We start from the raw sequence: 13,355 nt of genomic DNA on the forward strand, positions 1-13,355 counted from the left end.
ATGACTGTAAATACACCAAAGCGCTTAGCTGTTGCCCCAATGATGGAATGGACTGATCGCCATTGCCGTTCCTTTCATCGATCTTTAACTCAACAGGCCATCTTGTACACCGAGATGGTGACTACCGGCGCACTCATTCATGGGGATGTGCCACGCCATTTAGATTATTCAAAAGAGCAGCACCCAGTTGTTTTGCAATTGGGTGGATCCGAGCCTTCTGATTTAGCTAAGGCTGCAGAGTTGGCGCAGCAGTGGGGCTATGACGAGATCGATCTCAACTGCGGTTGTCCTTCAGAGCGTGTTCAGCGAGGTGCCTTTGGTGCTTGTCTTATGGCTGAGCCACAACTCGTAGCCGATTGCGTTAAAGCAATGAAGTCTGCTGTTGATACTCCGATTACTGTGAAGCATCGCTTGGGTTTGGATTCGATGGATGCCGCTAACTCTGAAGCGGATTATCAATTTGCACTCAATTTCATTCTTGCAGTGGCGGATGCTGGGGCTAGCCAAGTCACCATCCATGCGCGCAATGCCGTACTGAAAGGCTTATCTCCCAAGGAGAATCGTAGTAAACCACCACTACGTTATGAAGTGGCTGCAAAGCTGCGTTTAGATGCTCAGAAGGAGTTTCCGAAGCTCAAGGTATTGCTCAATGGCGGCTTAGAAACAAATGAGCAAATTGCAGGTCATTGGGATGACTTCGATGGCTTTATGGTGGGCAGAGCAGCCTATCATTTTCCAGCGCTTCTCTTAGGCTGGGATGACATGATCAACACCAATGGGGACGCTGCGGGCTATCTGTTTAGTGAGACCGAATGGCATCGCATCCAGATTGCATTGGTGAAGCAAGTCCAAGCTTGGTATGACGAATGTCGTGCCAAAGATAAGCCTTTTTATATTGGTGCATTTACACGTCATATCTTAGGGCTGGCTCATGGCAGGGCGGGGTCCCGTTACTGGCGCCAGCGTCTTTCTGATCACCATGCTCTAGCTAAGGTGCAAAGTAAGGCTGCGATTGTGGACTTCTTTATTGACGCTAGCTTAACCCTGGGTGATTGGGCTGCCTTTGAATTTGAGGGGGCCTAAAGCCTGTATCTAAGGCATTTTTGACAGGGTTTTGCCTCAAAAGCTATAATCTATGTCTTCAGTGGCGGACGTAGCTCAGTTGGTAGAGTCCCAGATTGTGATTCTGGTTGTCGCGGGTTCGAGCCCCGTCGTTCGCCCCACCGAATACTGCAGTATCCTAAGGCTCCCTGGTGGAGCTTTTTTATTTTCTAGATTTCATTCATGAAAAAATTCGACTTTCTTTCTATCCTCTTTGACTTACTGCTTTCTGTAATCGCGCTGTATTTTATGTTGCGACCATCGACAGCTACTAGCGCCCCTAAATCAACTATTCCTGTTGTGAAAGTGGGAAATCTTTCTTGGGATCAAACCGAGATGACGATTGCGGATGTCAAAACCTTTGCCGATGCTACTGGTTTCATCAGTCAGGCCGAGAAAAACGGCGGCGGTCTTTCTTATGAGTCTGGCTTTGTCAAAAAATCAGGTTGGACCTGGAAAACGCCATATGGTGTTCCTGCAAAAGCCAATGAACCAGCAGTGCATCTCAATCAAGCTGAGGCAGCATCTGTTTGCCGTTTCTACAGCAAGCGTTTGCCTACTGAAGCGGAGTGGACCTCCGCAGCATTTTTGGAGCAAAGAGAGATGCCTCCAGTAGGTTTCACCAAAGGACAACGTTATCCGTTTCCAGGTGGAGCTACACCAGAGGTTTCTCACTGTCTGAATGGTTGTGGCGACTACAAAGGTCTAGCACCCGCAGGCGCTTTAAACCGTGGTGCAGGTCATGTAACAGCAGGTACTACAAAGCCAGGCGTCAACGGTCTATTAGATATGGGTGGCAATGTCTGGGAGTGGACCGCTACTGAGCGCAATGGGGGCTTCATCACTCGTGGTGCTTCGTGGTGGTATGGTCCAGAGAGGCAAAAAGAGTCAGATGTAGAGTCTAAGCCAGCTGATATTGGCGTGGTATACATCGGCTTTCGCTGCGTTAGTTGATCCCATGAAACAATAGGGGATGACCAATTCTGTAGTCGATCCATCTGCCATTGAAATCACCCCTGAATATCAGGATGTAATCGACGCTATCGAGCGACATGACCCTTACATCTTTGTTAGCGGAAAGGCGGGTACTGGCAAGACAACCTTAATTGGTTATCTGCGCGAGCACATTCCTGGCAATGTAGTCGTGGTAGCGCCCACTGGCGTAGCTGCTCTGCAAGTAAAAGGGGTGACCATTCACTCTTTCTTTCGGTTGCCACCTCGCTTGATCTTTCCGGAAGAAGATATCAAGCCTTTAAAAGATAAGCGTCTCTACAAAGATATTCGTTTGCTCATCATTGATGAGATCTCCATGGTCAGGGCAGATGTTGTGGATGCGATGGATTTATTCCTGCGCGCTAATGGTCCCCATAAGAGTCAGTCCTTTGGCGGTATTCAGGTGATGTTCGTAGGGGACTTGTTTCAACTTCCCCCTGTAGTCTCCAATGCCGATATGCAAGTGTTATCTGAGCGCGGTTATGAGGGTCCTTATTTCTTCTGCGCCATGGCCTTGCATCGTAAAGATGTCACGATGGTAGAGTTATCAAAGATCTTCCGCCAAAAAGATGCTCACTTTGCAGGACTGCTGAATCAGATCCGCATCAATCAAGATATCGATGAAGCACTGGATACGTTAAATGCTGTTTGTTACGAAACTAAAAAAGAGGCTGATGAGCAGACTATCACCTTAACTACAACTAACGCACGTGCAGATCAAATTAATGGCGCAGGATTGCGAGCGCTCACCACTGATGCCAAAGTGTATATGGGCAATAGCACTGGTAAGTTCAATGTGGATGATCGTAATCTACCATCGCCTAATCAACTCACTTTAAAAGTGGGTGCAAAAGTCATGTTTACTGCGACCGATAGCAATTTCCCAAAACGTTGGGTGAATGGAACTATCGGAGTAGTTCGCGAGTTACTGCCTAATACCGTAAAAGTCATGGTTCAAAATGGACCTTACTCAAATACGGTTGAAGTAAAGGGTCATCAGTGGGAATCGTATCGCTATGACCATGACATGATGTCTGGAAAGATTTCGCCAAATATCATTGGCACCTTCGTGCAGATCCCGCTCATGTTAGCTTGGGCTGTAACCATTCATAAGAGTCAGGGTAAGACCCTTGATAAGATAAAAGTCGATTTATCTTCGGGGGCATTTGCGTCGGGTCAGGTCTATGTGGCCCTAAGTCGCTGCACCTCCATCGAAGGCATTACTCTAGAGCGACCAATCCAACCCAAGGATGTGAGTTGCGACCAAGAGGTGAAGCGTTTTTATCTCAATTGTTTGCCTGGTTAGCCTTTATCAGGCATTGACTTTGCAATAAAATGGTTATAACATTGTTATTACTATGAAGAAACAGTTGCACCTTCAAATCCGTCAAATAGGTAACTCTCGTGGAGTGGTTATTCCTAAAGCTATCCTTGAGCAGATAGGTTTTGATGATCACGCCGATTTGGTGATTGAGGGCGACAGGCTTGTATTAAGTAAACCCAAAAAAAATCCCCGTGAAGGTTGGGCTGAGGATTCAAAGGTAATCGCTGCGGCCGGTGAAGACCGACTGGTGTTGGGTGACTTGATGAATGAGGCTGATGAGGATTGGGTTTGGTAAAAAGTATCGTTTCACGCGGAGATATTTGGTTAATTAATCTAGATCCAACTATGGGTAGTGAGATTAAAAAGACTCGTCCATGCCTTGTTGTGTCTCCACAAGAAATGCATGACTACTTGCGAACTGTGATTATTGCGCCAATGACTACAAAAGGAAAGTCAGCATCCTTTCGCGTGCCAATTACGCATGATGGTAAAAAAGGTCTGATTCTTTTAGATCAGGTTCGTACTATAGATAAGGCTCGTCTAGTCAAGCGATTGGGAGCAGTCAGCAATAAAACACTGGCGGCTAGCCTCGATATTTTGCAGGCAACCTTTGTGCTTTAGTTAGAAGCCTGCAGCTAATCCATCACGGCGATGATCGCTACCAGCAATATAGGCATCTTTAGTATCTTCACCTAATAGCGCAATAGCTTGAGCACTGCCAAAGTCCAAGCTATTCGCTGGCATTACAGTGACTTCATGCCCCATGGCCTTTAGTCCTTCCACCACTAATGCTGGCATAGAAGCTTCAACAGTCAGCTTGCCCACATCATCAATTCTCCATCGCGGTGCGTCTGAACAAGCCTGCGGATTAAGATATTCATCAACAAAGCGCATGACGAACTGAATGTGACCTTGTGGTTGCATATTGCCACCCATCACACCAAAGGCCATGGCGGGTTGATTGCCTTTGGTAAGGAACGCTGGAATGATAGTGTGGAAGGGGCGCTTGCCTGGCGACACTTGATTGGGGTGACCATCAACTAGGCTAAAGCTCATGCCACGGTTATGAAATGCAATTCCACCTGGGGCCACGACGCCTGAGCCAAAGCCTTTGAAGTTGGACTGAATATACGAAATCATCATGCCGGACTCATCGGCGGCGCAAAGATATACAGTGCCTCCAGCATGCGGATCTCCTGCGCCATATGTTCCTGCTTGATTGTGGTTGATGAGTGCAGCACGACTAGCCAAATAGTCTCTATCCAATAAAGCGCTCGTTGCCACTCTCATTGTGCTGGCATCAGATACATGAGCGTATGCATCAGCAAAGGCAATGCGCATGGCTTCTACTTGAAGATGAATGCGCTGCGCAGAATTAGCAGGGTATTGTTTGACATTGGCGGCTTGCAAAATTCCAAGGGCCATTTGCGCAACGATGCCGGAACCATTGGGTGGAATTTCATGGAGGGTATATTCGCCATAATCAAAGGCTAATGGTTCTACCCATTCAGTTTGATTATTTGCAAAGTCAGCCATAGTGAAGCAACCACCAGTACTTTGCGCAAAGTCGACCATGCTTTGGGCTAACTTGCCCGTATAAAAAGATTCGCCTTCACTTTCCGCAATCTCGCGAAGTGTCTTGGCTTGAGAAGGGTGGCGCCAGATTTGGCCTGCAGTGGGTGCTTTACCTTCAATCAAAAATGACTCACTAAAACCTGGTTGATTTTTTAGAATCGGAATCGCTTCACGCCATTGGCGTGCGATGACTGGAGATACGGGGAAACCATTTTCCGCATAGTCAATTGCGCGTTTAAAGAGTTGCGCAAAAGGCAGCTTGCCAAACTTGCGAGAAAGTTCAATCCAACCAGAAACCATGCCCGGCACTGTGACGGTATTCCATCCAATCAAATCCATTGCCGCTTTGCCAGAAAAGTACTCTGGCGTCCAAGCTGCAGGAGCACGACCCGAGGCATTCATGCCATGGAGTTTCTTGCCATCCCAAATCAATGCAAAGCCATCACCACCAAGGCCATTCATGGTGGGCTCAACTACAGTGAGCGTAATGGCTGTAGCTAAAGCAGCATCAACTGCATTGCCACCATGTTGTAAAACTTCAATGCCGGCTTGAGTTGCTAGAGGCTGTGAACTGGCAACCGCGTTCTTGGCTAGGACTGGGGCACGACCGCCACCAAAAGGAGGGGATATCAACATAATCTGAAATTTTCTTAATTAAACACGTGATACAAAATTGGAATAGCTACAGCACTAATGACACCGTTCATGCCCATCGCAAGACTGGCATAAGTTCCCGCTTCCGGATGAATACTAAATGCGCGCGAGGTGCCAATGCCATGAGCGCCAATGCCAATTGCAAAGCCGCGTTGCCACCATGCTTTCATTCCTAGGGCATTCAGGATAAAGGGCGCCAAAATAGCGCCCAGAATACCGGTAGTCACAGCAAAAATAGCGGTCAGGGTTGGAGATACGCTGATACGTTCGGCAATACCCATGGCAATAGGCGCGGTCACTGATTTGGGATACATGGCCCCAGTAATGCTGGAATCGGCCCCGAATAATTTGGCAACGTTGACTGCGCTAATAATGGAGACCAAGCCACCGGCAAGTAAAGACGCCAGCAGCGGAACGGATCGGCCCTTTAGGCTACTTAAGCCTCTATATATCGGTATTGCCAAAGAGACGGTTGCTGAGCCTAATAAGAAGTGAATAAATTGCGCTCCTTCAAAGTAGGTCGAATAGGGCATTTCAATAAACTGGATGATGCTAGCCACAAGAATGATGGCAATGGCTACTGGATTGGCCAAAGGATTTTGCTTGCTCGTCTTATAAATCCAAAGACCGGTTTGATAAGCTGCCAAAGTAATGAAGAGGGCAAATAGGGGGCTACCTGAAAGGTAAACCCAAATCTCCACAATGGAGTGTTTTTCGCTCATGAATCAACCTCGTTAGGCTTGGCACTCAAGAAGCGGACAACAATTGCTGTTGTGGCGATTGTCAAAATAACGCTAACGACAAGAGCACTCAAGATAGCCAAGGCATTTGCCTTGAGTTGAGGTAGAAATAGAACAACACCGACCGCTGCGGGTACAAATAGAAGGCCAAGGTACTGGCTAAAGCCATCAGCCACCATGGCTAGCTCTTGATTAATGCCTTTACGCAAAACCAGCCAAACAATCAAGAGCACCAAACCAATCACTGGGCCTGGCAGGGTGGGGAGGGCGAACTTGGAAACAAGCTCACCTAGGCTTTGAAATAAGAGGATTTGAACCAGGCCGGAGATCATCCATTGATCTTACTGCCCGGCAATATATGTTGCAAAGCAATAACTTATTTCTTGGTTAAGATAAACACAACAAAAGCAGGGTCTTTGTATGTTTGTGAAGACTTGAATATAAAAACACTTAGGAGAGCGTTCATGGCTGACTTAAACGTCAACGGTAAAAAGTACAAGGTAGATGTTGATCCAGAAACCCCTTTGTTGTGGGTGATCCGAGATCATGTCGGTTTGACAGGTACTAAATATGGTTGTGGTGTTGGTCAGTGCGGTGCTTGTACTGTGCTGTTTGATGGCCAAGCAATTCGAAGCTGCATGATTCCAGTAAGCGCTGCAGAAGGCAAGAAAATTGAAACCATTGAGAGCCTCGAAAAGAATGGTCAACTCTCCAAAGTTCAAAAAGCATGGGTTGATAATCAGGTGCCTCAATGCGGTTACTGCCAGTCTGGCATGGTGATGGCAACTACTGCCTTATTACGCAACACTCCAAAACCTACCGATGCCCAGATTGACGCTGCAGTCACCAATATCTGTCGTTGCGGTACCTTCCAACAAGTGCGTGATGCTATTCATGCTGTGAGCAAGGCATAAGGAGCGATCATGACTAAAAATATAACAACTACCAATACTTCACGTCGCCACTTTATTGTTGGCTCAAGCGCTATTGCGACTGGGTTAGCAATCGGCTTTGATTTCTCTTTCATCTCATCAGCCAATGCGGCAATGGGAACAGGCACTACCTCCATGACACCCCTCGCTACCCCAGAGATTGGTGTTTGGGTAGTAGTGAAGCCAAGCGATGACATCGTTGTGCGTATCGTGCGCTCTGAGATGGGTCAGGGAACGATTACCGGTTTAGCGCAGATGGTTGCCGAAGAATTGCAATGTGATTGGAAAAAAGTTACTTACGAATATCCATCTCCAGCAGAAAGTCTGAAACGTAAGCAAGCGTGGGGAAGCTACTCCACTGGCGGTAGCCGTGGTATTCGTACTTCTGAGCAATATGTTCGCAAGGGCGGTGCAGCTGCTCGCATCATGCTGGTTCAGGCCGCTGCGAACCAATGGAATGTTCCAGCATCTGAGTGCGTTGCTAAGAACAGCGTCATTACACACACCCCATCTGGTCGCAAAACTACCTTTGGAAAAGTGTCTGTAGCTGCATCTCAGTTGGATGTACCAAAAGAAATCACTCTCAAAGATCCTAAAGAGTGGACTTTGATTGGTAAGTCAGTAAACCGTATCGATGGCACTGCTGATAAGGTCACTGGTAAGCAGGTTTACGCTATCGACTTAAAGATGCCTGGCATGCTAGTTGCAACTATTCAGGAGAGCCCAGTATTTGGTGGCAAAGTGAAGAGCTACGACGCTACTAAAGCCTCCAGTATGAAAGGTGTAAAGAAAGTAGTGCAAGTGGGTGACTCGGCTGTTGCAGTCGTAGCGGACACATTCTGGCAAGCCAAGATGGGTCTGGATGCTGTCAGCATCATTTGGGATAACGGCGCCAATGGCGAGGTTTCTAGTGCTTCGATTAAGAAGATGCTAGAAGAGGGCCTTACTGCGAGCGATACATTTGTAGGTAACTCGAATGGCGATGCTAAAGAAGCGATTAGCAAAGCCGCCAAAACTATTGAGGCAACCTACTTCTATCCATTCTTGAATCATGCAACTTTGGAGCCACAAACTGCGACTGCAAAGTGGACGCCAGATTCTTGTGAAGCTTGGGTTCCGACGCAAGATGGTGAAGCCACTCTTGCAGCTGTTATTGCGGCCTCTGGCTTGCCAGCTGAAAAGTGCAATGCCTACAAAGTAAATCTTGGCGGTGGATTTGGGCGTCGTGGAGCATTTCAGGACTACACAACCCAAGCGGTCAACATTGCTAAGCAAATGCCAGGCACTCCAATTAAATTGATTTGGACTCGTGCAGAAGATATGACCCAAGGTCGCTATCACCCGGTCATGATGTGCAAGATGACTGCGGCTATTGACGATAAGAAAAATATCACCGGCCTGAATATCCGCTTATCTGGCCAATCTATTTTGGCAACTGTGCGTCCAGCGGTCGTTGCTGCAAATAAAGGAAAGGATCCAGTGGTATTCCAAGGTTTAGATGCTGCTGGTGAACATGGCATTACCTATAGCTTCCCAAATTTGATGATTGATCATGCAATGCGTAACACCCATGTACCCCCAGGTTTCTGGCGTGGCGTGAACGTTAATCAAAATGCCATTTTTATTGAAACCTTTATGGATGAGATGGCGGAAGCAACAGGTGTAGATGCGGTGGAGTTCCGTCGTAAGCATATGGAGAAATATCCACGTGCGGTGGCTGTTCTCAATGCGGTAGCAGATGGCATTGGTTGGACGAAACCTGCAAAGCCAGGTGTATTCCGTGGTGTGGCTCAGATGCGCTCATTCGGTAGTTATGTTGCTGCTGCTTGTGAGCTCTCCGTCACCAATGGTAATGAGGTGAAAATTCATCGCATTGTGGCCGCAACGGATCCAGGTTATGTTGTGAACCCAGCGCAAGTTGCTCGTCAGGTTTCAGGTTCATTTGTATACGGATTGTCCGCTCTCTTTGAAGAGGAAATTACGATTGAGAAGGGCGCGGTTGTGCAGAAGAACTTTGATACCTTCAACTCCATTCGTTTATCTCAAATGCCTAAGGTAGAGACCATCATCATTCAAGGTGGTGGTAAAGACTGGGGTGGTGTTGGTGAACCAACGATTGCAGTTGCAGCGCCTGCTGTTCTTAATGCAATCTACCGTGCTACAGGTAAGCGTTTGCGCACCGTTCCATTGAAAAATAGTGGCATAAAGTTGGTATAAGTGAGGCAAGCAGGAATGAGGCGAATACTAGCGCCATTATTGCTAGGAATCTCGACTCTGTTCCTGCCTTGTTTGGTGCATTCTCAAACCTGGGTAGGGGATTCGATTGTGAATCCCCTTTCTTCTTCCCCTGGAGATGTAGGGAGGGGGCGAATCATTGTGGCTAGCCGTCAAGTTGGTTTATGTTTGCTATGCCATAGCGGGCCATTTCCTGAGGAGCGCTTTCAGGGCAATCTGGCGCCAGACTTGAGTGTCAGCGTTGCTCACTCCACTCCGGCTCAATTACGGGCGCGATTAGTAGACTCAAACCGCTTTAATCCAGCAAGCATCATGCCAGCGTATTACCGTACCTCAGGTTTGAATCGTGTAGCTTCTAAGTTTGCCGATCAAACCATTCTCTCTGGTCAAGAGATAGAAGATGTTGTGGCTTTTCTGGTGAGCCTTCAAGCTAAACCCCCTCAATAATGAATCGTAGATTAAAAAATTACTATGACTGAGTTAAATCAGAGTTCAAAAACCACTAAGTTAAGCCGGCGCATGTATTTGTCTGCGCTTGGTCTTCTGGGTATATCTGGTTGGATAGTTCCGAGTTTGACGGTAGCCAAAAAGTCAGAGGCTATGGATGCTATCGCCAAGATTGTCGGCTCAAATACTATCCGTGACGGTCGTGTCAAGTTGGTTATCCCGCCTTTAGTAGAGAGCGGTAATTTGGTAGTTTTGAAGCTCTCAGTAGAGAGTCTCATGACGGCAAATGACTATGTCAAAGCAGTGCATGTGATTGCCGAAGGAAATCCACTCCCCAATATCTTTGCTGCGTATTTCACACCCCGCTCCGGTCGCGCTGAATTAACTACCCGCGTGAGATTGGCTGACTCACAACGGGTATGGGCCATCGCGCAAATGAGTGATGGTAGTTTTTGGCAAGGCTATGCCGATACCTTAGTTACTCTCTCTGCTTGTACGGAGATGATATGAGCAAGACCTCTCGAACAGGCATCACCATGCCAACTCAGGCAAAAAAAGATTCCATTATTGAGATTAGGGCAATCGCTCAGCATGATATGGAGACAGGCTATCGATATTCAGAGGATGGTAGACGCATTCCTCGCGACATCATTCGTCTCTTTACCTGCCAATACAATGGCGAAGAAGTATTCAGAGCGGATTTTTATCCAGGCATTGGAGCAAACCCCCTGATCATCTTCACTACTGTGGCAGTAGCCTCTGGCACACTCGTCTTTAAGTGGGTAGGTGACGGCGGTTATGAGGCAGTAAATCAAGCTCAAATTACTGTCTCGTGAACCTGCTGGTTTTCTGCTGCCGCTTATTGGCGGCATGGATAGTCCTCTTGGGAGTGAATCCCTCTCTAGCGCTTGAGGTTTCAAAGGATGCTAGGCAATCAAGTTATCAGTTGATGACCCCTGAGAATCAAGCTATGCAAGATGATCCTAATCTCAATCCCGCCTTGTTCTGGGTAATGGATGGCCATAGCCTTTGGAAGGAAAGCGCAGGTAAAAAGAATGTCTCTTGTGCATCCTGTCATGGTGAAAGTGGGCAGAAGATGGCTGGTGTAGCAACACGCTTTCCTAAGGTCCAAAAAGGAAAGTTGCAGACCCTGGAAGGGCAAATTAATCATTGCCGAACATCAAAGCAGGATGCTTCAACACTTGCTTATGAAAGCAAGGAACTTCTGGCCCTAACGACATTTGTAGCAACCCAATCTAAGGGGCTGCCGATTGCAATTCAAGAAACGGCACAAAATAAAAAAGATTTACAACAAGGCCGACAGTTTTTTAATCAACGAATGGGTCAACTCAATTTGTCCTGCGCTCAATGTCATCAAGATCGCGCAGGATTAAAGTTGGGTGGAAGTCTCATTCCGCAAGGCCACCCTACAGCCTACCCAATTTACCGAATTGAATGGCAGACAATGGGCTCTCTGCAAAGACGCCTGCGTAACTGTATGAGCGGAGTGCGTGCTCAGCAGTTTGATTACGGTTCTTTAGAAATGGCTCAGCTAGAGTTATTTCTGATGTGGAGGGCAAGAGGAATGCCCCTAGAAACTCCAGGGGTCCGCCCTTGAGATACAGCTTAGTCTGAGAAGACTACAGAAGTTGCGCCATTAATCAAAACACGGTCATGCAAGTAGTAGCGCAATGCACGTGAGAGCACGGTGCGCTCTAAATCTCTACCCTTGCGCACCAAGTCTTCTGGTGTATCACCGTGAGTTACCCGAGTCACGTCTTGTTCAATGATTGGACCCTCATCCAAATCGCTGGTCACGAAGTGTGCTGTAGCACCAATTAATTTAATACCGCGTGCATGGGCTTGATGGTATGGCTTAGCACCTTTGAAGCTTGGTAAGAATGAATGGTGAACGTTAATACAGCGACCAGATAACTTGGTAGATAAATCATCTGACAGAATTTGCATGTAGCGCGCCAATATGACCATATCTACTTTTGAATCGGCCACAATCTCTAAAAGCTTAGCCTCTTGAGCTGGTTTGGTTTCTGGTGTTACTGGCAGGTGATAGAAGGGTATATCGGCAAAATCAATGCTGGAGTAGACCTCACGTGGATGATTGGAAACGATCCCGCAAATAATCATTGGCAATTCACCAATACGCCAGCGATAGAGAAGATCTACCAGGCAATGATCTAGCTTTGATGCCATGATCAAGACACGTTTGAGATCCTTGACTGCACGCAAGTCCCAGGTAAGATCAAAGCGCTTAGCAATTTCTACAAAGCCCGCTTTTAATGTTTTGCTATCAGCACCGCAGCTAAAGCTCACACGCATAAAGAAGCGTTTAGAGGCTTTGTCATCAAACTGCTGAGCTTCCTCAATATCGCCACCCAATTCAAAGATATAAGTTGAGACGGCGGCAACAATGCCTGGTCGGTTAGGGCAGGTCAGAGTGAGGTAGTAATTTTCTGTAGTCATGGCTTCGATCGAGGTAAAGATTGCTGATAAGGCTTAATTTTAGACTGCTTATTTGTTAGTGGGCAGGCTATCTGCCGGACCAAAATAGGGCTCGCTCATATCTTTGATTGTGGGAACCGGAATATCGCTACAAATGGGCTTTGGTCCTAGGGCATTTAGAAAATTACAATCTTGCTTGGTTGCCGCTGAGGCGGCATGCTCTAAGGGTGATTTTCCGGTGGTTACCGTAGAGACGGCGCTGGCAGCAGTTGAGGGGTTGGCGGCTGCCACTGATACAGCGGCAGTGCCCGCAGAGCTCGCCACGCTCGTTGCTGAGCTGCCCAGGGCTAATAATGGCGCTGCGCAGCCCGTTATATTCAGGCAAAGAGTGACACCCCCAAGGGTGACGATTAAATAAAAACAAAAAGCAGACCAGCCCGATGGGTTTGGTCTGCTTAGGCGGGTATTCAAGATCTGGTTTTTATTTACGCTGGCAGACAACGTTAAATACTCCTGCTGTCCAAGACTCGCTTATAACGGGTTCAAACTCACTGTCTGGAGTTTTGTTATCTGAAACTACCTTACCGCTACCTTTATTTCCAGCAAACTCTTTGTATTCGATTGGACGATAGCTAAGGGCTGGGCAGTTGTATTCATTAATACCGATGATTGAGCTAACGGGCTGTTTTGTTTTTGGATTAGCCCCAGGCTTTTTAAAATCTAGCATCGACATGATTTGCGCTTTTTCGCCAGAAGTACTGACGGTATCTAGGTCAACATAAACCACCATCACTGCATTCGATCCCAATTCTTTCCACTCAGCGAAACTGCTGGAGAAGGGCAATAAGGAAAGTGAAGCAAAGAGGGTAAGTGCGTGTATTTTTTTCATCATCA

Annotated in this window: 17 protein-coding genes and 1 tRNA gene; 12 read left to right on the plus strand and 6 right to left on the minus strand. The window is 47.2% G+C overall.

Translation table 11 applies throughout. The annotated features are described in order from the left end of the window. The 6 genes from dusA (at position 1) to FD971_RS03515 (ending at position 4,039) form a co-directional block, all read left to right on the plus strand. Complete coding sequence (dusA, locus tag FD971_RS03490) at positions 1 to 1,083, plus strand: tRNA dihydrouridine(20/20a) synthase DusA (RefSeq protein ID WP_215334721.1); 1,083 nt, start codon at positions 1 to 3, stop codon at positions 1,081 to 1,083. Positions 1,084 to 1,147: 64 nt separating this feature from the next. Beyond that, positions 1,148 to 1,223: transfer RNA gene (locus FD971_RS03495), tRNA-His, on the plus strand. Positions 1,224 to 1,284: 61 nt separating this feature from the next. Continuing rightward, positions 1,285 to 2,055: a formylglycine-generating enzyme family protein gene (locus FD971_RS03500; RefSeq protein WP_215334722.1), complete on the plus strand. Its 771-nt coding sequence runs from the start codon at positions 1,285 to 1,287 to the stop codon at positions 2,053 to 2,055. A gap of 19 nt (positions 2,056 to 2,074) precedes the next feature. After that, positions 2,075 to 3,400 (plus strand): ATP-dependent RecD-like DNA helicase, encoded by a 1,326-nt coding sequence (locus FD971_RS03505; protein WP_215334723.1) that lies wholly within the window; start codon positions 2,075 to 2,077, stop codon positions 3,398 to 3,400. A 52-nt stretch (positions 3,401 to 3,452) separates the two neighbouring features. After that, positions 3,453 to 3,713 carry an AbrB/MazE/SpoVT family DNA-binding domain-containing protein gene (locus FD971_RS03510; RefSeq protein WP_251368670.1) on the plus strand — a complete coding sequence of 87 codons (261 nt, stop codon included), beginning with the start codon at positions 3,453 to 3,455 and terminating at the stop codon, positions 3,711 to 3,713. Positions 3,714 to 3,718: 5 nt separating this feature from the next. Then, positions 3,719 to 4,039 (plus strand): type II toxin-antitoxin system PemK/MazF family toxin, encoded by a 321-nt coding sequence (locus FD971_RS03515; RefSeq protein WP_215335151.1) that lies wholly within the window; start codon positions 3,719 to 3,721, stop codon positions 4,037 to 4,039. Here FD971_RS03515 and FD971_RS03520 read toward each other — a convergent pair whose 3' ends face one another. Genes FD971_RS03520 through FD971_RS03530 form a run of 3 tightly spaced genes read right to left on the minus strand, consistent with a single transcriptional unit; the run spans position 4,040 to position 6,719 of the window. Further along, positions 4,040 to 5,629, minus strand: a complete 1,590-nt coding sequence (locus FD971_RS03520) for a gamma-glutamyltransferase family protein (RefSeq protein ID WP_215334724.1) — start codon at positions 5,627 to 5,629, stop codon at positions 4,040 to 4,042. Between the two features lie 14 nt (positions 5,630 to 5,643). Further along, the gene (locus FD971_RS03525; protein ID WP_215334725.1) at positions 5,644 to 6,369 is read right to left on the minus strand and encodes an LrgB family protein; all 726 of its coding nucleotides are present in this window, start codon (positions 6,367 to 6,369) and stop codon (positions 5,644 to 5,646) included. Further along, entirely contained in the window at positions 6,366 to 6,719 is a 354-nt protein-coding gene (locus FD971_RS03530) for a CidA/LrgA family protein (RefSeq protein WP_215334726.1), read from the minus strand. Before FD971_RS03530 ends, FD971_RS03525 begins: the two co-directional genes overlap by 4 nt. Positions 6,720 to 6,851: 132 nt before the next feature. On the opposite strand from FD971_RS03530, the gene FD971_RS03535 reads away from it, so the two are divergent. From FD971_RS03535 to soxA, 6 genes are all read left to right on the plus strand, one after another. Beyond that, positions 6,852 to 7,301: a (2Fe-2S)-binding protein gene (locus FD971_RS03535; RefSeq protein ID WP_015420849.1), complete on the plus strand. Its 450-nt coding sequence runs from the start codon at positions 6,852 to 6,854 to the stop codon at positions 7,299 to 7,301. Positions 7,302 to 7,310: 9 nt separating this feature from the next. Then, the gene (locus tag FD971_RS03540; RefSeq protein ID WP_215334727.1) at positions 7,311 to 9,536 is read left to right on the plus strand and encodes a xanthine dehydrogenase family protein molybdopterin-binding subunit; all 2,226 of its coding nucleotides are present in this window, start codon (positions 7,311 to 7,313) and stop codon (positions 9,534 to 9,536) included. Positions 9,537 to 9,695: 159 nt separating this feature from the next. Further along, positions 9,696 to 10,001: a sulfur oxidation c-type cytochrome SoxX gene (soxX, locus tag FD971_RS03545; protein WP_251368671.1), complete on the plus strand. Its 306-nt coding sequence runs from the start codon at positions 9,696 to 9,698 to the stop codon at positions 9,999 to 10,001. Positions 10,002 to 10,025: 24 nt separating this feature from the next. Then, positions 10,026 to 10,511, plus strand: coding sequence for a SoxY-related AACIE arm protein (locus tag FD971_RS03550; RefSeq protein ID WP_215334729.1), 486 nt, complete (start codon positions 10,026 to 10,028; stop codon positions 10,509 to 10,511). Beyond that, positions 10,508 to 10,837: a thiosulfate oxidation carrier complex protein SoxZ gene (locus FD971_RS03555; RefSeq protein ID WP_215334730.1), complete on the plus strand. Its 330-nt coding sequence runs from the start codon at positions 10,508 to 10,510 to the stop codon at positions 10,835 to 10,837. Before FD971_RS03550 ends, FD971_RS03555 begins: the two co-directional genes overlap by 4 nt. Before the next feature lie 53 nt (positions 10,838 to 10,890). Further along, on the plus strand, positions 10,891 to 11,619 hold the full coding sequence (gene soxA / locus FD971_RS03560; protein ID WP_251368703.1) for a sulfur oxidation c-type cytochrome SoxA: 729 nt from the start codon (positions 10,891 to 10,893) through the stop codon (positions 11,617 to 11,619). An 8-nt stretch (positions 11,620 to 11,627) separates the two neighbouring features. Here the strand turns inward: soxA and purU are convergent, their stop codons facing one another. The 3 genes from purU to FD971_RS03575 are packed head-to-tail and all read right to left on the minus strand — an operon-like array spanning position 11,628 to position 13,353. After that, entirely contained in the window at positions 11,628 to 12,482 is an 855-nt protein-coding gene (gene purU, locus FD971_RS03565; protein ID WP_215334732.1) for a formyltetrahydrofolate deformylase, read from the minus strand. A gap of 48 nt (positions 12,483 to 12,530) precedes the next feature. Next, a complete protein-coding gene (locus tag FD971_RS03570; protein WP_215334733.1) occupies positions 12,531 to 12,932 on the minus strand; it encodes a hypothetical protein in 402 nt (133 codons plus the stop codon). A gap of 10 nt (positions 12,933 to 12,942) precedes the next feature. Beyond that, a complete protein-coding gene (locus tag FD971_RS03575) occupies positions 12,943 to 13,353 on the minus strand; it encodes a surface-adhesin E family protein (protein ID WP_215334734.1) in 411 nt (136 codons plus the stop codon). Positions 13,354 to 13,355 lie beyond the last annotated feature (2 nt).

Origin of the sequence: Polynucleobacter sp. AP-Ainpum-60-G11, from assembly GCF_018688375.1 — a bacterium.
GTDB lineage: Bacteria > Pseudomonadota > Gammaproteobacteria > Burkholderiales > Burkholderiaceae > Polynucleobacter.